We start from the raw sequence: 17,946 nt of genomic DNA on the forward strand, positions 1-17,946 counted from the left end.
GGAAATAAATTCCTTTTAAATCAAGAAAATATTAACAATATCCTTTATTCTTCATTCAATTCGACATCTATAATATCGGATATAAAAACGATTATACTACTCGCGTCATTTTTAATTTTAATCCAGTCCGTATATCCGTTAATGTTTTCTGCATATCCAGTTATCTGCTTTTTCCTTTTATCATTATGATCATAGTACAATACAGTAATTATTATCCGCATTTCAATCGCGTAAAATAAATATACGGATGTGTCTTCAGACAATTTATCATAAATGCTCCGATGTTCTTGGCATCTTATAACGTGTAAATGTCTCATGACGCTATTTGCGCCCTCTTAATCAGCTTCCAACTCAAAATATTATCGTTATAAAAAGTACGAATGGATTTCTTTGTATAACAATGTGCCACTAACAGAGTGCCTTTTTGTTTAATCACTCTGATTGTTCTATGGCTGATAACTCCACTAAAATCCATATAAATGATTTCAATTATATCACTCTTATCAAAGCTCATTTTTCAGTCCTCCTGAAGTACACGTATCGTTCTTGGCTTTGCAGGCTGCCATGAAATATAGCCCGACTTTTGCAACCGTTCCAGATGACCATAAACCGTACTTGTTGATTTTAGTCCTACCTCGTCCCCGATTTCTTGGACAGTTGGTGGGTACCCACACTCGGAAGATAATTTTGCGATTGCCTTTAGTACCCTTCTACTTGTTTTGCCTAACTCCATTTTTAATCCCCCTTATAATAAGAACGTTCATTCGATAATATTATTATACACAAACATTCATTCGTGTTTCAAGTCTTTTGTGATATAATACAAACATATATTTGTATTTATGAGGTGAAGAAATGAGTATGACCTTGACCGATGAAGAGGAAATGCTTGTACAAAATTATATCTTGTTGCCCTTAGCCATTAAAGTAGTCGAGCATGATCTCGATCATTTAGGAAAGAGCAAATTAAAATTTAAGAGCCCATATCGCATGTTATTAGAACAAATAAGAAGCCAATTATATAAAGAGTTAAGTGAGATAAAGAAAAATGTTTTTAAACAGAAAATGAGGTTTTATCGCAAGTCGGAGCTGTCTTATGAGGTGTGGGTGAGAGGTTGGAAACACAACATTGGTTATCACCCTACTGTTGCATCAACCTGGGTTGAGTCGAGGATGACAAGTAAATTTAACATCGATGGTGCGCCAGAGTTTAAATATGAGCACGATTCGATGAGACATGTGGTAAGGCCTACGCAAAGATAAAAAGCCCTCAATTAAGAGGGCTACACTTTTTTATATAAGTCCATAATCTCAACGCCAAGCACTTCGGCTACTTGAGCAAGCTTGTTGGCCGTGATCTCAGAGCGTCCTGTCTCGAGGTAGTAATAACCGTTGATGGTTTTATAACCGATCAGAGACGCCATCTTTTCCAAGGACATTTTCTCTTTTCTAAGCCTTTTCATCTTTTCTAAGTCAACGACATACATAGCACAACCCCCATATTTGGCATTTATATGGGGGTTCGACATAATTCAACAATTCCCTGCTTATGTATTCGTATAATTAGATTAGGCCAAAAAATTCTTGTAATAATACTTGTAATTCGACTTTTGCATCTATAGATATTTCATTTTGGCATTCAAATAAATCGACTTTTAAAATTGGTTGCATTAATTTTAATTGCAACAGACAATCAACTGCAACACTATCTCGTTTGTTAAATAATTCTAAATCAAAATTTCTTTTTAAATCAGTTCTATGAGATAAGGGGGCAACTGAAACAACAGGACAAAGTGGATGGTGGTTTTCGCTTGAATTAGAAACAACCACCACCCACCTATCCTCATGTTTTTTTCTCGAATCTGTTCGATCAGCAGTGGGCAAGGAAATGTGTCGATCGTCAACTTTCCAAACAGACCCAAAAACAAATTGCCTTTCATCAATAAGTTGCTTCCTAGAATTATAACTTTGATTCAACATCATTTGCCCTCCTTCTAGTATCTTCGAATTCACGAAAACGCTCTAAAAGGTGAGCATAGTATTCTTCATCTGATCCCTTATTTTGTTTCCTGGCCTCTAATCTTTTTATCGCCTCAAGACGTGCCTCATTTGACGACTTAAATATTGGTCCTGTTTTAGACATATCAACCACCCTTCCATAGTGATTGGTGCCATCTTCCTTTTCTTCATGGAGGATTTCCTTCATAGGAGGGGTATTATATGCAAATTCTAATACTCCTCTATAATTCTCTTTCCCTAGAATCCCGCTAACAAAACTAGCAACGAACTCAGCGTTGGTATCTAATTCATATGTTTCTATTTTCTCATTAATTATGCGATGATCATAGGATGTACTATTATAATAATTTGTATACTCATTTATATGAATTATTCCTGCATCTTGTAACTCATAGGTTGCATCCACTACCGCACTCTCATTTGGCCCAAACTTATACCTTTCAAATTTTAGGTTTGTAAACTGTTCACCGAACATCTGGTAATAATAATACTCAAAGACATAAAGATACTTCATTAGTTCTGTTCTACCTAGATCCTTATTCGAATTCTTTAAAAAATATACCAATAAGGATTTTACTAATTCCACAATAAACTTTCCCTCCCATCCTCTAACGACAGAAAAACATCACTATATTGGTTATATCGACTTATTCTACATTAATTTTAAATATCCTTTAATTTTTTTGCTTAAAAGGATCTCAATCAATCTTCTGTTTTATTTATCTTATATTCGTGACCATCCTCATCCACGCATTTATTACCTTGTGACGCCCATGGTTTTAAACACCTGTGACAGTATAACCTTTGATCATTAATCATCTCAATCCTATAGGGGTCGATCATGTTGACAACGTTCCAAAACAACTTATAAGGGTTTCCATCTCCATCTATCGCCCCCGCCCAATATTCGACGCCAGAAGATAAACTGACTGGTCTGTTTATAATCTTAAAATCCTTACCTCCCATAGATATCTCCAGGTCATAGGGGACGAATTTAGAAAAATAATTAACTGTGGTTTCTGGATCCTCATCCACTGATAAAAAATGTGGCTTTCCCCATTCAAATTCCCGCTGGGCTTCTGCTGTTAAAAAATATGTCAAATCCCACGTCACCTTATAATGGTTTACGTCATCACTTGGACTGGGATTAACCTCTCTAAAATGTGCGGAATATCTATTTTTGTTATCAACATCAGATGATGCGCTTGTCATACTCGTTAACCTTCGCCCGTTTAAAAATAGATCATTTAAACCCTTGAGTTCTCTTTTTCTTTTTTCATTTACTTTAAGGTTACTCTTATCTAATATCCATGTATTTCCAACCTTTGTCGCCTTTAATTTACCTTCTGAGCAATAGTTTTTTACTGTTCCTGGAGTTAGACCTAACAGTTCAGCTGCCTTTTCTACCCCTATAATCATATCTAGCATTTTTTCTCCTCCTTATATGCGATAACGCATGTTTTTCTCATAGTATAACACATGCGTTATCGCACTAAAACATTAACCACAGGTATAATTTTACCTTATAAGGTTAAAATATTTTTATAAAATGTTTATTTTATCGTATTTTACTCTTTACTTTTTACCTTATAAGGTATATAGTATAAGTAACAAATCAAACGGGAGGTAAAGAAAATGAAAAAACTACTCATGCAAAACGCTTGGAGATATGCAAAGATAGGGGCTAAAAAGTATGGTGGTAAAGCTGTAGAGTACTTTGCAGAAGCGTTGAAGCTATCTTGGAAAAATTATAAAGCTTTACTTGCTAAAAAAGGTGGAAAGATCGTCGCTATCCAAGACTGGTTTTTGAAAAAGGAGTTTGGCCATCCTAGCGCTGTCACTCAAATCCAGCAATCCGTTTACACTGTAAAAAAAGAAACTGCGAAAGCTTACTTTATCGAAGCTTATGCCCGCGAGTGTGGAGTCGATATTGTTAATGAGTTTTGGGTTCCAAAATCCGTTTGTATCTGAGGTGACACTATATGGGATTTGTTGATCTAAAAGATAAAAGATTTGGTCGTCTGGTTGTCGTAGAAAAGTTAGATGCCAGGAAAAATGGTCGTGTCGTTTGGCGATGTAAGTGTGATTGTGGCAATTACGTCGTTGTTATGAGCACTTATCTAACAACTGGGCAAACAAGATCGTGTGGATGTTTGAAAAAGGAAACAGAACGTAAGAACCTACGTGAATCGTATGACAACAAACGCGTTGATGGTGTTGTTAAACCACTATATAAGGGGCAAGATCCACGTAAGGATAGCACTACGGGATTTAGAGGGGTTGCCAAATACTACACTCGTAAATCAAAAGAATTGAGATATCGTGCGTGGATCACCGTTAAGGGCAAGAAGTATTATAAATCAGGATTTAAATCGGCTGACGATGCTTATTATAATGGCCGTTTAAAATTAGAAAAATTGCACTTACCAAAGGAGGAAAAAAATAATGAAAGAGATTGACAAGTACATGACGCCTTCCGAGGCAACCCAAAAGTGGGATTTGCCACAGGACGCTATAAAAAACAAACTCAAGCCATCTATTGTTGGTGAGGATACGTTAAACGAGATGATCGCATCTGGACTTATTAAGTACTTTCAAAAACCTGATGGCCAGCGAAAAGAATGGATTGTATCCGCTGAAGCTATGGAAAAATGGTTTGGAAAAAGAAAGTTAACAAACCGCGAGGTATTAGATAAGATATTAGAATTTGACAAAGCACTTAGGAATCAGCACGCTACTCTATATGAGGCGCATGAAAATACAGAAGTACTCTCACCTGAGCGTCAAGCTTTAACCGATATTATTTTTGAAACAAATAAACTCATAAAGTTAAATTTGGTAAAGTATGAGGAAATTAGTCCGAAAAATGAATATGATGAATGGCTTGAGTCAATTTCAGAAGATGATGAAGAAAAATAAAACAAAAAAGCCCCCAACCATTTAGGCTGAGGGCTTTTATTATGAAGCTTTTTTAATTGAGTCTTTATAGTGATCCGCTTGAATAGCTGCCTTTGTAAAGCTGTTGTTTTTCCACCAAGCCCATACTGCAGAAGCGATGGTTAAGACTGTGGAAATACCATTCTCGACTTCTTCATCACTAAATGGCAGTGGAGACTTATGAAATACTGCCAACACCTGATTAATGATCATGACAACTAAAACGACTGTACGGATAATGGTTGATTTGCTAATATTTTTCAAATAAAACCTCTCCCTTATTTCTTATATTTTAATTTTTGTCCTGGTTGGATAACGTATGGCGCCTTGATGCCATTAAGCTTTGCGATATCATGCCAATCAACTTCGAGATCAACACCAATTCCACTCAACGTATCGCCTTTTTTAACTGTATAGGTCTTAGTAGCTGACTGTTTAGCCCCACTCGGCAACTTAAGTTTTTGTCCTACTTTGATAACATATTTAGGACCCTTAATGTCGTTAAGCTCGGCAATGTCATGCCAATCAACATTATGCGCCGCACCAATTTCAGAGAGGGTATCTCCAGATTTTACAGTATAAGTCCCGCCGCCCGGCTTAGGAGCCTTTGCGCTATCCAAATGTTTTTGAGTATCAGGTCCGATGATCCCATCCACTTGGATTTTTTGAGCCTTTTGGAACGCTTTGACCGCCGCCTCCGTTTGTGGACCAAAGATACCGTCAACCTTGCCTTTGTAATAGCCAAGGGCGATAAGCTTTGATTGAGCAGCCTTAACCTTTGATCCTGTGTCTCCATTTTTGAGTAGACCATCATCCTTAGGTTTTGGCTTTGGCTCTGTTTTAGGCTTGTCCGTTACTTGAGACAATTGAGCAATCACCCGACGATCAAGATCAACATTTCCACTTACTCCTGTAGCCTTTCCAGATGACGTATACTGGACCATAACAATCTCATAGTCTTTGGATAGCTCATCTGTGTATGACCCATCACTTGAATAATCAGCGAGCCACACAGGCAAGTTAAATTTATTGAGCTCTGTCTTTAAAAAGTTTGGATAGGAGTAAACCACTGTTTTTAAGTCTGCTTTTTTGCTTAACTCTTTGCTAAAGGACATTACACATCCCGTAAGCGTAGCCTTGTCCAACTTATTATCGTCTGCTTCAATGTCCAAAACAGCTTCGTCATTGTATAAAGCTTTACCCGCCAAAGTTTTAATAAAGAAGTCTGCCTCTAATTGCGCATCCGTCTCATTTGCAAATCGAGCAAAGTGATAGGCTTGGACTTTTAGCCCTGCCTTAGTTGCCCCTGCATAATACTCGGCAAACTTAGGATCGACAAAGTCATTTCCTTCGGTACACTTTAAAATGACACCGTCAAAGTTTTTGGCGATGTCATCCCAGCTTGTTACTGTATTATGATGCGATAAATCCAACCATTTTTCTTCTTTAGCCATTCCAACCACTCTCCCTTATAAGATTGATGGGTCCTTAATTACAAGCGCAATTAAAGCCATAATAAAAGCGCCTATGAGCAGGCGCAAAATCCACGTGGTATTACTTTTAATGCTTGATATGTCCTCTTTTATATCTTGAATATTCGACTCTGCAACAGCTAACCTAGTCTCAACATTGGTCATCCTTTCCTCAAGCTTTGTATAGTGCTGTTCCACTGTATTTCTCTCCTCACTCATGATTTGCCCCCTTACACATAAAAAATAGACCCCTTTAGGCGTCTTGATCTAAGCTTGCAATGACTTGTTGTTTAACGAGAGAAACGAGTTTCACTGGATCCCCAGCTGCATCACTATATTGATCTTTAGTGACAGTTACATAACCGCTCGAGTTAAAAGTTCCACCTGAACTATTAAAGTTTAGCTTTACGTCCGTGTATTCTGCATTGAATCCATTTGTGTAATTAAAATTAATCCCTGTCAAAGTTAGTTTCATTATTCATCGTCCCCCATTTCATCTTCATCCGCTTTAAATTGATCGCAGAGATAATCAAAAGTTTCACTACGTACGCCTTCATATTCCACTTCATCATCAATTAGTTTCTTCAAGACCCTTTTGACTGTCCGAATCATCTCACGGTGATCTCCACCCTCAATGACCATTTTTTCTTCGTTTAATTCATTAATGGCCTCGTTGAATGCTTCCTGATCTTTCATGATATAAATGTTATTCTCAACGACGGGATTTCCCTCTGAATCCTTTTTAGAATACTCATTGATGAGCTCCATCCGATCGGCATCCACTCGTTTTTTACGCTCTTTGAGTTGATCAATCAAATGCCTACGGGCACGAGATTGTTTTCTCGATAATTTTAAAGTAAATAAATAATCAATAGACTGTTGTAATTTTCCGTTTTCGATTTCGATTTTCATAATTTATGCCGCCTCCAATTGAGATATTCTTTGTTTGGCTTCCACAAGTTCCTGCTCAAGATCTGCGATTCTATCTTCATGATCTGCTTGTTTAACAATAATGTTTTGACTTTGTTCCTCTAAAACTTGGATACGCTGTTCTTTAACCTCATCTCTTGCAATGAGTTCTTGTCCGACTTTCAGAGACAAACTGTTCATCGCGTATTGTTCGACACCGTCCCCGTCTATCACCATTTCTGGGGTACGGTATCCATCGCCAATGACGAAACCGTGTCGGATTTTGTCTATACCCGCTTCGACTTCGCTTTTTAGACGATATTGGTATAAATCAGCATTTTTAATGATGTCAATCACTGAATCCTCCCACGGCTGAATGTCTTGCTTATATTCCTCTAGGGAACCCGTGGGGAATGACGACGCTCTAAGCGGAATAAGCGTGCCTGAGGCATATTGTGTCGCACGAATCTCACTTCGGGATGTTTGGATGTACCCATAGCTTGAGTCAGTTATGATGCGGAAAGTCTGTTTCTCTATTGTAAGGTGTCCGTTGATATTAACGTTTGTTACGGGCGTGATGTCAATATCCCCATTCAGATTCGTCCATCCCATATCTGCATTAGATGGGGATGGTACACCGAAATATCCAGTACGTGAATCGCCCACATTTCGATAAAACTCAATATAGGAAGCACCGCCATAACCGACAAGCTGGAGCGCGTTACCCACTGATGATATAACTTGAAGATGTTTAGCCGATATTGTTATGGTATTATCTGGGTTTGAGTAAATAGCTGAATTTGGACTTCCATCAAAATAATCACCGAATCCAATACCTTCACCGGGAGAGATATAAGTACCGTTACCACCACTACTTTTCAATTCAAGACCATATTTAGTCAACTGAACGGTGTTCGTTCCCCCGGTCGCTGAAATTGTCGAACCTTCAATCGTTACCCCTTTGATATGTCCTGCTGTAATGTTACCCAGATTTGCACTAATAGCACTTAGCTGATTAACATTTAGTTTCGAGGCGCTAACGCTTTGAATCATCGCATCCTTGATGACGGCATTATCGATCGTCGTCTGCCCCGTGATGTGGACTCGATTCCCTGCGATTAGAATAGACTCATCGGATACATTAATTTGGTTAATGACGTCACCTTTTTGCACACGAAGGTTGATGTCATCGGCAAGTTGACTTATTTGAGACCCAAATCCTGATTGGTTAAGCAGATAAAAAATATCAATACCTGTTACAGTGTCTGAGCTCCTTCCGATTCTCGCAACAAGACAATCATCTTCATTTGGAATAAAAGGTACATATTCGGAATTGTTATCGTAGTACCACTGACCGTCCTTATAAATTCCAAATATAAAATCTGGAGATCTTACGGTTGAATCTATTGGAAATCTACTACTATCACTACCATAAAAGATAATATATCCATTAACAGCAGGACTGCCATTCTCCATTTGGGTGGCAATTTCTTGACCACTTTTAATCGTAAATACCCTTCCATTGGGATGATAAAATTTATTTCCCCTAGATGTATCAATCAAGATTTCAGCAGGATTATTTGACCCATCCCAATTAGTATTGATTAAAAATTCCCCAGTGAAATTACCACCAACAGCTATTCCTTGATAACTCGCTGCATTAGCGTTGCTAACGTTTGTAATCGTGCTTTGCAAACTACTACTCGTCTCTGTAAGTCTATTAATATTGCCTTCGGCATCAGCCACTTGTGCTTGAAAACCTTCCAATGTTTGCGTAAATGATGAAAACTGTTGCTGGATCGCTTGATTATTAGAGTCGTAATCTGTTTGACTAACCCTCGAAGCAATAGCATTATTGACCACTTTAAATTGCGCTACTGTATCTTCCGGAGCAGGAGACCATCCTGCATCCCTATTCCCTTCAACCAAACTAATCTCTCGCCAATAAACAGAGCCATTCATGCCGAGATAAGGAGCGACCCTAATATAAGTACCAGCAGATGGTTTAATGACAGCACTATATCTGACCCACTGACCATTAGTAAGGCCAGATACATCTTGCTTACGGATGTACTGTTGCCAGCTACTACTAGCGCTAGAATTATCTCTAGGATTAGTTACTGTTCTTACGCAAAAAATAACGTCTGAATCTTCAACAATCGAAAGATCATCTATCTTTATATCAAAAGACACCACAAATTCCTGAGAACCATCGACATTGACCATTGCAGCATCTGACCATATTTGGACATTCCCGTCTCCATTACTTAAATGGACAATGTTTGAGGAAGGTTTATCCCCTTCAGGAGGAAGCACCTTATAACCCGTTCCCCCTGCAGCCTGCCAATGAGTAAGGTCCCCCGAGTTAAACGTTGAGTCGATGACTAAATTCCGGCTACTAATCCTAAGGTTATTAATTTTTTCCAATGCGCTTTGAGCGTTATCAAAAGCCGTTTGGACATCCTGCGATAGATGGTTAACCGTATCATAAGCACTATTAGCTTGACTTAATGCGCTGGTGACATCCTGTTGGGCTTGGGCTATCGCATCATTAATGGAGGCGTTATCCACGTCAATGACCCAATGTGAGCCATCCCAATGTTTAATGGCAGTAATCGTCCCACTATCATCCTCCACAAACCAGTTATCCCCGGGGTGGGGATCAGTGGGTGGATCTGGACCATAATAATTGGTGTTTTTACCATTAGCCGCTGTCAGCGCATCGTCAGCCGTTTGAGCAGCATTAGTTGCCTGAGTATAAGCTTGATTGGCTGTGTTTGCTGCATCGCTAGCTGTTTGTTGAGCTGTGTTTGCCGTCCCTTGAGCACTTACAGCTGTCTGGCTGGCATCATTGGCTGTAGTGTTTGCCACATTAGCCGTTTGTTTTGCCTCAACCGCGTCACCTTTGGCCGATGTCCAAGTATTAGAGTTGCGCAATAATTTTTTTTGGATGTTTTCAATCTCTTGGTCAGTTGATACATTAATTTTTTGATAATCCCCAAATTGATATACGTAACCACCATTAGGATCTCCCATTTCAGGCATTTCTGAATAGGTCACCTGGGCAGTCAAATATAAAGCAGGGTCAAAATCAGTATCTTTTATACGGATGTTCATATAAGTTCTAATCTTTTGATAGTCTATATCCATTTGTTCAAGGGCTATCCCCGTAACTTGGTAGGCAGTGACACCATTAATAGACTCTCTCATGGCCTGCTGTGTAGCATTCATCATCTTTTGCTTATCAATCGTTCCATCTTCACTTTCAGAATCGTATTGATGGATTTGGTAAATGTGTTGGCCATTGATATTCCAACGCTGATAAGCATCGTCATCCTCAACATAATCTTTACCATCGTTGATTTCTGCAAAAGTGACTAGTTTGCCGTCTGAATCAAAGGCTTCACCAACCATCCGCGTGACACGCTTCGTCCGATCTTCTTTTACCGATATGCCTTCTATATTTCTATTAAATTCTAATTCCACACCACTAAAAGTATCGTCAGGACTTTTGAAATCGACATACTTTACGATGGAATTACCTGATATCTCGACTCTCAAATCCAATATACCGCCAAAGGTACTTTGAACTTGTTGAAGAAACGCCCAAGGAGATAAGTACTCTGTAGTCGTAATATCCTGTGTGCCTAGAAAATCCACTTGACCTATCACACAATCAGTACCAGCTATGGCATAAGCGACGGCAGTTTCAGTTGTGGCGCCTGTTAAAGTTGTTGGTGCCAGAGGTTTGGCCTTACTCAGCGATGCATAATCTCCATCTGCCCCAATGGTATAAATTAGTCCATTATCGCTGTGGTTTTTTTCTAAGGCAGAAATTAAAAAAAGCCGAAGCGCACCGTCTGGCTCTTGTGCAATCAGCTTTGTCACATTGTCAAATGACCGTCTAATATTGGTTGTTACGTCAAAAGTGAATAGTCCAGTGGAAGTATCACGTGTAAACTTTGTTCCCCAGTATGCCTTTTTTGCACCTGTATTAACTAGGTTGTCTATAATTTTTTCATTGCTATCTAATAGATGGATCAATATATCGCCTCCTATAAAAAAGGAAAATAAAACCTCCTGTCGAATATTGTAAGATGAGTGGAGGTGAGAATTATGGAATGTCTTAATTGTAAAAGTCGACTCCAAAAAATGCCGTCTAATGGGGTAGAAGGTAAATATATCTTAGCTGACCTTCAACCTCATGATGAATCCGGTTATAGAAAGGTTAAAGATGGTATTGTAGTCGACTTATTTTACTGTTCAAATTGTGGCTTGGTTCATCCTAAACTTCCAAAACAGAACTAGCTCGGATTGGAAAAAATCTAGTAGTGGACAGGTCCTTACTCTCCAAAAGTTCAAGGATTCTGTCCACTTTCTTTTCTATTCTATCAAGCTGTGTTTCTGTAATTTGACTTGCTCTAACAGGCTTATATTCACTAGCTACACCTTTAGTTGTCACCCTTACTTCTCCATCATTAGATGGCCTTACATATAAATCTTTATTCTCCATCATAATCACCTCATTTAAATTTTTTATAACCAAGCACTCCTAAGGTTAACATCAACTTTTGCGACGTCAGGAGGATTTACGGCAATCTGCGTTTGACCAGGACCGATGGGAAAATAACTGGCACCAAAGTCTTTGTATTGAATAAAGGATTGATCTCCATTTATAGCTATTGATGCATTTTTATGATCAAACGTAAGCACATCTCCGACATCAGCGATATAAGGTACTTGCTGAGCACCAACGTCATTCAATTTCCAAAACTTAAGTGCGTAAACGCCCATTCGCGAATGATTAGTGTTCGGCCACTTACGAAATGCTATCTGAACCTGGGCGACTTTATCCATGTATAAACCGTTAGGTGGAATATAGTGCTTCTCCGATATTTGAGTCCTTCTATCTCCATCGATCCGCGCAAAATAAAACCACCATCGACTTCCACGACGTTGTAACTTCAACATACCGTAAAAGTTATTCCAGTCCGTCCTGTTCCCTGGTGGATTCGTGATATATGGAAAGCGGGCTGCATCACCCATTCCAAGTTCAACACGACCTTCATTTTTGGCATAAGCTGTCCACGAATCCGCCATGTGGATCCTGCCCACTTGATTGTTCTGGGCATCTAAAAGATATACTTCCAGCATTCCAGTTTCATAACCTACGTTTTCGGCTCTCACAACAGCATTCATTTCAAAGTCCTGGACCTCTTGGGACAATGCCTTTTTAATGGCTGGCCCTTGCCATCTTTCAGGAGCAAGAGCATCTCCAAAAGATGTTGGATAAAAACGGGATCCATCTGTCTCAATAGTCCCCCTTGCATATCCATCCGTGACATAATCCGATTGACCCCATCCATTAAGTGAGGACATATCATCATCGATAAGTAACTCATACTCCTGTACGGTTGAACCTTCAACATCCACTGGTTGCCCAACTTGATTATAGGCATCTGGGCTAATAATTTGTAAAAAGGTCATTGGTTTAAGGACTGTCGCAGTAAACACTGGATAGGTGTCTGTTGTCCCTGCATTAGCCACGATATCGTTAACTCCATCATCTTCATCTGGACTGTTAATGGTTTGAGTAACCTCAGCACCGTATACTCTGGGATCAGAACAGGTAAAAAGAAGAGTTGCATTTGCTAAATTGTCTGTTTGGTTAATCCGACTTGGAGCTGGCAAACTTGTAAAATGGCCATAAAAGGCAAAATCGTTCAAGTGGGAAAAGATCATAAGACCTTCTTCAATACTTGTTTGAGCGAGTACACCCGCCGCCTTTTTTAGTTTTAAAAAGCGATCGCGTTCGCTTTTAGCCTCGATGGTTATATCAATCTCAATTGGGGCTGACGATATCTTGTTGCCAAAAAATAGATTTCCAATCATCCCTGGGACGTCTTGAGTTTTTTCAGTTATGCTACCAACAAAAGGAAACCGAATGTCGTTTACAATTAAAGAAAGATCATCGTAAGACTCAACCCCATTAAAATTAAATGTTGGGATATCCATAAGTTATCGCCCCCTTGCTGTCTTTAGTCGAGCTTGTAGCTGATCTGAATAATTTTTATTAGCATCATAAACCTGCTTCTCAGAAATGTTAAATTGCTTGTTCTGCAAGGTTTGGATGAGCAAACTCACAAGCTGATTATTTTGAGCCTGTAACTGTTCGAGTTTACTATTGTCCAGCATCACTCGCTCGGTACTCGGTGAGACTGATTGACTTCCTAAGAATTGATTCATAGCCTGTATCGAACGAGATTGATCAGTTAAAGATGCCATCATTGCTACAGACTTTTGATTGTCATAGATCTTGGTCCCTTTTGGTAGATCAATGAGCTCAGGCCCTTTCTCACCTACCCAGGTTAGACCCCCGCGCCAGTTATCTGTACCACTAGCGTTAGCCCCGATCAATGCATTGTGCCCTCGGGTATTACCCATTAAATAGCTTTGTTCCTGGTAAGTCACATGCACTGTTTTAAAAACATCTTTTTTAAGTTGATCATCGACAGTATAAGGTTTTGGACTAACCGTTATTTTAACCTTTTTGTTAATGGTTTTTCCTAACGTCTTGTTGGTCTTCTCACCGTCTTTATTCATGCCTTTAATTTCGGTACGGGCATGTTGTAGTTTACTGATCTGATTATTTATCGATGATACTTGATTTTTATATAGATCAGAATTCCTTTTATTCGGGGGAACCATTTCATCAAGTTTCTCTTTTTGCTTTTTCAGTTTAGAGATCGATGAGTTAATGTAACTAACTGACTTTCCATCTTTCACAAGTTGATCGGCCTTTTTGCTTGAAATGCCGCTCTCGACAAGTAACTGTTCTTGCAACTTCTTCTTTGCTTCATCCTTCTTTTTAAGGTCAGTATTTGTTTTGGCTATCTGATCGTTTAATGTATTGTTTTGTTTGTTGAGGGTATCTAGTTGATCAACAAGGGTCTGCTTACCACCCTTTAAAGCCTTGAGAATCTTTTGATCTTGTTTAATCTGTTTATCAAGACTTTTATCAGTGATGCCCAGCTGATAGTTATGCCATGATTGAGTATTCAACTGTAAAAGCTCATTTTCATATTTTTTAATAGCGTCGTTTACTGCCGTTTTATTGTAGTTTTGTGCGAGTTTTAGGAGTTCAGTTTCCTGTTTTCTCCCCGCATTAATCTGACTTTGTAATTCTGCTTTTTTAGCCAGTAACTTAGGCTCATTTGACAATGTCTTTTGATACTCAATCTCCAAATCCCTTGTGGAAGCTTTGGCTAATTCCTCGTTATACTTTTGCAAGGATGAAGTCGTTCCAGCCACTCGGTTCCCCTGTTCGGTGATCTTGTCCGTTGATAGGGGCAGTTTTTTCGTTAAAGTACTATTTAGGTCCACCATTCGATCAAGTTGGTCATTGGTCAACCCTGACTTTTTCCTCAGCTTTTCTTGCTCATCCCGTAATCTTGCAAGTACTTGTGGATCAGATTCTCTATTGATTTTAGTCTGGATGTCTAAATATCTGCCAAATTCATCATTCGTAAGATGCGATTTCGCCCGCAACTGGTCAAAAGAGTCTATTAACTTAGCATTTGAGTCGTGCTGTTTCATTAAACTTTCCGCAGTATCAAAGGAGACCTTTTGCAGCTCATCCATGGACTTGTTAGTTTTCTTTAAATGCTTATAGACTTCATAACCAGCAAAACCGACAGCACCAAGACCAGCTACTGTAAGAGTAACGGGGTTTGTAAGGAGACCTAAGACACCCGTTAAAGCTCCTGCCTCTCCTGCTGCCGCTGCAATGCCTCCGGCTGCTTCCACCTTACTTACTGTTCCCATCACCTTTGTTGCCTTCGAATATTTGTTTAAAGCTGTCAAGCCCTTTCCAAGTCCACCAGTTAAAAGCCTGACCGACTTAGTAAGGCCACCTAAAACAAGAGATGCTGGGCCAATCCCTGCTGCAAATAATGCGATATGGATAATATTTTGCTTTTGCGACTCATCAAGGTCACCAAACTCTTTGATAAGATGTGTGACATCCTCAATCAAAGGCGTAATTTCAGGCACTAACTCCTGACCAATTTCTTGTTCTAATACTTGAAAGGAAGCTTTTAGCCTATTAACCTTTTGCTGAGCCGAGTTGCCCATCTGGTCAGCGAGATCTTTCGTGTAGCCAGTTGCGTTTTTAGTTTCTTTACTTAAATCCCTTAAGGCATCTCCGCCTTGAGACAAAAGCACATTCATGCCTGTCTGGGCTTCAACTCCAAACGCTTGGGTAATTAAATGGGCTTTTTGGGCTTTGGTCATACCCTGCGTGTTTTTATTAATGGTATCAATAAGATCAGGCAACGAATAAAAGCCTTTTTTCATTTTATCTGTAGAAAGACCCATCTCTTTAAAGGCTACCGCACTTTGCTGTGTTGGCTTTAACATACGCGATATAGCTCCACGGAGCGCAGTACCCGCCTTTTCCGCCTCAATACCATTATTGGAGAGTAAACCGATGGCCGACGCAGTATCCTCTAATGAGTAGCCTACAGAGTGAGCGACAGGGCCAACATATTCCATGGCTTTCAGTTATGTTATCGTTAGGCTCTTTATCCTAACTTCTGCATGTTTCCATGCAGCTCAGACTATATCATGTTCTTCACCATTACGTGGCAAGAACCCAGGCGCTCGTGGGTGATTCATCTGTTCTAGATTACTTTCACCTAGTCGTTACACCTTCCACACATCCCTGCGTGGCTTGGCTCGGTATTGGCATAGCATTTAAGGTATACCTTAATTACCTTAGCTTTCTACCGAATTCACCTAGTATTTTATGCTGCTGATTTCTCAGCAACCGGGCATTTATGTTTACCCATATCAGCAAAGCCTGCCGCTGTCTTATTGGCAACGAAACTTAAATCATCAGTAACACGCTGTGTGTTACGAGTCATTGTGGCTGTGTCACTGGACTTGAGATTGAATTGTTCAAGGGTACTCGAGGCAATACTCATAACAGTATTAAAGTCGTCCCCTGAAGCCCTAGCGCCATCTAATAATGATGGCATGGCACCAATAACTTGGTTATAGGTGTAGCCCTTTTTGGTTAACTCTTCTATCCCCTCGTTAATGTTAGTTGTTGATTGACCGTATTTCTGAGCCCACTTCTGAGAGTCATCCCCAAGTGCCTTAATCTGCTGATCGAGTTCAGCCGCACTAGTTGTCCCATCGTTTAAAAGAGATCGCGTTTCAGTAAGCTGTTGATTAAACTCAATGTATTGTTTCGCACCCTCGCCAAGCACACCGCCTATTGGCAGGGTCAATGCAAAAGTCGCCCTAGTACCAAAATCTTTGAGTTTTTCGGAAGCTTTTTGTGCACCTGAAGAAATTTGAGTAAACGCTTTGGATGCTCGCCCTGCGGAAGATAGCTGACTTGAAACTCGTCTAAGCTCCGACTCTGTATTTTTCATGGCGACAATCGCCTTATTAAGCTCTTGCTCAGCTTTTATGGTGACAAGGTTATCTTCGCCCTTTGCTTGCTTCAACGCCTCGTACTTTGTGCGTAAAGCGCTGACCTTATCGCTCTCAGTCGTTAAAACCTCAGACAAATGAGAGGATTTTTGACGGAGTTGATCAGTCGTCTTTCCGAAGCTTTCTGTGCCCGCCGTAAGCACACTGTACCGGCTATTTAAAAGCTCCATCTTTTGGTCCATCGCACTGACCGACTGATCGACTCTTACACTCGTGTTGTACCAAGCACTCTGTTGCTCTTTAAGCTCCGTGTTGACCAAGTCAAGCTGTTTTCTGAGCCCTTCTTGTTGCCTAACCGTATTGTTAATTTGATTGGCATACCTAAGGGCCGCGTCGCTATTTTCACCGTATTGAAGCTTAGCCTTGTTGTAGTTTTCAGTAAGTTTAGTAATCTGCAAATCTTGAGCTTCGATCGTTCGCTGGAGACCTGTATATCTGGCATTTAACTTGCCTAAGTTATCTCCCGCTCGGTCAAACATCGCCATCTCAGCTTTCATTTGATTTGTCGATGCTCGTACCGTATTTTTAAGAGCTGTAAGGCTCTGGGTGACCTTGGCACCATCTAGCCCGACCCTGATGATTACGCCTTCTGGCATTTGGTTACCTCCTTTCCACTGGAATTAGAGTTAGAGTTATTTATATAGTGTGTGTACCTTCAACATTTCGTTGTTCTCTACCCATTGTTCGTTTTCTAAGCCACAATAACGCTTCTTCTAATTTAAGATAAGCCATCTCATTTTCATAACATGCAAACTCCGAGTTCTGAAAATGGTCTAATCTGCAAATTACCATAGCAATTAAGTCCTCATTCATCACACCATTTACACCGTGCTCTTTTATCGCACCTTCTTGAAAATGGACCTTTTCGATATATCCGTTTCCATCAACTTTTCTGACCTCAAAAGTGTGCGGGGCATTGAAATTAAAATCATCCTCATGATGAACTTCTGTATATTTTTCAGTTAGCAAATCATGCTTTACTTTTGCCACTAATAATCACTCCTGTTAAATCGAATTAAAGAACTCCTCGCCGCTCATTCGGTCATCCTCTGACAAAACGGACAATAACCCGTACCAATCCGCATTATCTATGTCATTAAACGACCAA

Annotated in this window: 20 protein-coding genes and 1 pseudogene; 5 read left to right on the forward strand and 16 right to left on the reverse strand. The window is 39.7% G+C overall.

The features are described 5' to 3' along the window. Positions 1-313 precede the first annotated feature (313 nt). Positions 314-514, reverse strand: coding sequence for a hypothetical protein (locus IEV91_RS11970; protein WP_188497645.1), 201 nt, complete (start codon positions 512-514; stop codon positions 314-316). A gap of 3 nt (positions 515-517) precedes the next feature. Next, positions 518-733 carry a LexA family protein gene (locus IEV91_RS11975; protein ID WP_188497646.1) on the reverse strand — a complete coding sequence of 72 codons (216 nt, stop codon included), beginning with the start codon at positions 731-733 and terminating at the stop codon, positions 518-520. Between the two features lie 122 nt (positions 734-855). Between IEV91_RS11975 and IEV91_RS11980 the strand changes: the two genes are divergently transcribed. After that, the gene (locus IEV91_RS11980; RefSeq protein WP_188497647.1) at positions 856-1,263 is read left to right on the forward strand and encodes a YhjD family protein; all 408 of its coding nucleotides are present in this window, start codon (positions 856-858) and stop codon (positions 1,261-1,263) included. Between the two features lie 20 nt (positions 1,264-1,283). Here IEV91_RS11980 and IEV91_RS11985 read toward each other — a convergent pair whose 3' ends face one another. The 4 genes from IEV91_RS11985 to IEV91_RS12000 form a co-directional block, all read right to left on the reverse strand. Beyond that, positions 1,284-1,487 (reverse strand): helix-turn-helix domain-containing protein, encoded by a 204-nt coding sequence (locus IEV91_RS11985; protein WP_188497648.1) that lies wholly within the window; start codon positions 1,485-1,487, stop codon positions 1,284-1,286. A gap of 76 nt (positions 1,488-1,563) precedes the next feature. After that, positions 1,564-1,980 (reverse strand): type II toxin-antitoxin system PemK/MazF family toxin, encoded by a 417-nt coding sequence (locus IEV91_RS11990; RefSeq protein ID WP_229745574.1) that lies wholly within the window; start codon positions 1,978-1,980, stop codon positions 1,564-1,566. Then, positions 1,961-2,605: a type II toxin-antitoxin system antitoxin SocA domain-containing protein gene (locus IEV91_RS11995; protein WP_229745575.1), complete on the reverse strand. Its 645-nt coding sequence runs from the start codon at positions 2,603-2,605 to the stop codon at positions 1,961-1,963. Before IEV91_RS11995 ends, IEV91_RS11990 begins: the two co-directional genes overlap by 20 nt. 116 nt (positions 2,606-2,721) lie before the next feature. After that, the gene (locus IEV91_RS12000) at positions 2,722-3,447 is read right to left on the reverse strand and encodes a helix-turn-helix domain-containing protein (RefSeq protein WP_188497650.1); all 726 of its coding nucleotides are present in this window, start codon (positions 3,445-3,447) and stop codon (positions 2,722-2,724) included. A gap of 207 nt (positions 3,448-3,654) precedes the next feature. Here IEV91_RS12000 and IEV91_RS12005 point away from each other — a divergent pair, with 207 nt between their 5' ends. The 3 genes and pseudogenes from IEV91_RS12005 to IEV91_RS21720 form a co-directional block, all read left to right on the forward strand. Further along, the gene (locus tag IEV91_RS12005; protein WP_188497651.1) at positions 3,655-3,990 is read left to right on the forward strand and encodes a hypothetical protein; all 336 of its coding nucleotides are present in this window, start codon (positions 3,655-3,657) and stop codon (positions 3,988-3,990) included. A gap of 11 nt (positions 3,991-4,001) precedes the next feature. After that, positions 4,002-4,478 (forward strand): hypothetical protein, encoded by a 477-nt coding sequence (locus IEV91_RS12010; RefSeq protein ID WP_188497652.1) that lies wholly within the window; start codon positions 4,002-4,004, stop codon positions 4,476-4,478. Further along, positions 4,465-4,689 (forward strand): annotated as a pseudogene (locus IEV91_RS21720) (helix-turn-helix domain-containing protein); the annotation flags it as partial. The gene IEV91_RS12010 and the pseudogene IEV91_RS21720, both read left to right, overlap by 14 nt. Positions 4,690-4,977: 288 nt before the next feature. Here the strand turns inward: IEV91_RS21720 and IEV91_RS12020 are convergent. Genes IEV91_RS12020 through IEV91_RS12045 form a run of 6 tightly spaced genes read right to left on the reverse strand, consistent with a single transcriptional unit; the run spans position 4,978 to position 11,381 of the window. Then, positions 4,978-5,220, reverse strand: a complete 243-nt coding sequence (locus IEV91_RS12020; protein WP_188497654.1) for a phage holin — start codon at positions 5,218-5,220, stop codon at positions 4,978-4,980. Positions 5,221-5,234: 14 nt separating this feature from the next. Next, positions 5,235-6,410: a GH25 family lysozyme gene (locus IEV91_RS12025; protein WP_188497655.1), complete on the reverse strand. Its 1,176-nt coding sequence runs from the start codon at positions 6,408-6,410 to the stop codon at positions 5,235-5,237. 15 nt (positions 6,411-6,425) lie between these two features. Beyond that, on the reverse strand, positions 6,426-6,647 hold the full coding sequence (locus tag IEV91_RS12030; protein ID WP_229745576.1) for a hemolysin XhlA family protein: 222 nt from the start codon (positions 6,645-6,647) through the stop codon (positions 6,426-6,428). 34 nt (positions 6,648-6,681) lie between these two features. Continuing rightward, entirely contained in the window at positions 6,682-6,903 is a 222-nt protein-coding gene (locus IEV91_RS12035; protein ID WP_188497656.1) for a hypothetical protein, read from the reverse strand. Further along, positions 6,903-7,340, reverse strand: coding sequence for a DUF1617 family protein (locus IEV91_RS12040; RefSeq protein ID WP_188497657.1), 438 nt, complete (start codon positions 7,338-7,340; stop codon positions 6,903-6,905). The genes IEV91_RS12035 and IEV91_RS12040 overlap by 1 nt, the downstream gene beginning before the upstream one ends. A 3-nt stretch (positions 7,341-7,343) precedes the next feature. Continuing rightward, a complete protein-coding gene (locus IEV91_RS12045; RefSeq protein ID WP_188497658.1) occupies positions 7,344-11,381 on the reverse strand; it encodes a phage tail spike protein in 4,038 nt (1,345 codons plus the stop codon). Between the two features lie 72 nt (positions 11,382-11,453). Between IEV91_RS12045 and IEV91_RS12050 the strand changes: the two genes are divergently transcribed. After that, positions 11,454-11,645: a hypothetical protein gene (locus tag IEV91_RS12050; RefSeq protein ID WP_188497659.1), complete on the forward strand. Its 192-nt coding sequence runs from the start codon at positions 11,454-11,456 to the stop codon at positions 11,643-11,645. A gap of 228 nt (positions 11,646-11,873) precedes the next feature. On the opposite strand, the gene IEV91_RS12055 is transcribed toward IEV91_RS12050, so the two are convergent. From IEV91_RS12055 to IEV91_RS12070, 4 genes are all read right to left on the reverse strand, one after another. Next, positions 11,874-13,352, reverse strand: coding sequence for a distal tail protein Dit (locus IEV91_RS12055; RefSeq protein ID WP_188497660.1), 1,479 nt, complete (start codon positions 13,350-13,352; stop codon positions 11,874-11,876). A gap of 3 nt (positions 13,353-13,355) precedes the next feature. After that, positions 13,356-15,890 carry a phage tail tape measure protein gene (locus IEV91_RS12060; RefSeq protein WP_188497661.1) on the reverse strand — a complete coding sequence of 845 codons (2,535 nt, stop codon included), beginning with the start codon at positions 15,888-15,890 and terminating at the stop codon, positions 13,356-13,358. Between the two features lie 251 nt (positions 15,891-16,141). Then, a complete protein-coding gene (locus tag IEV91_RS12065; protein ID WP_188497662.1) occupies positions 16,142-17,434 on the reverse strand; it encodes a phage tail tape measure protein in 1,293 nt (430 codons plus the stop codon). Positions 17,435-17,474: 40 nt separating this feature from the next. After that, entirely contained in the window at positions 17,475-17,828 is a 354-nt protein-coding gene (locus tag IEV91_RS12070; protein ID WP_188497663.1) for an Acb2/Tad1 domain-containing protein, read from the reverse strand. Positions 17,829-17,946: the final 118 nt, after the last annotated feature.

Source organism: Pullulanibacillus pueri, assembly GCF_014639255.1.
GTDB lineage: Bacteria > Bacillota > Bacilli > Bacillales > Sporolactobacillaceae > Pullulanibacillus > Pullulanibacillus pueri.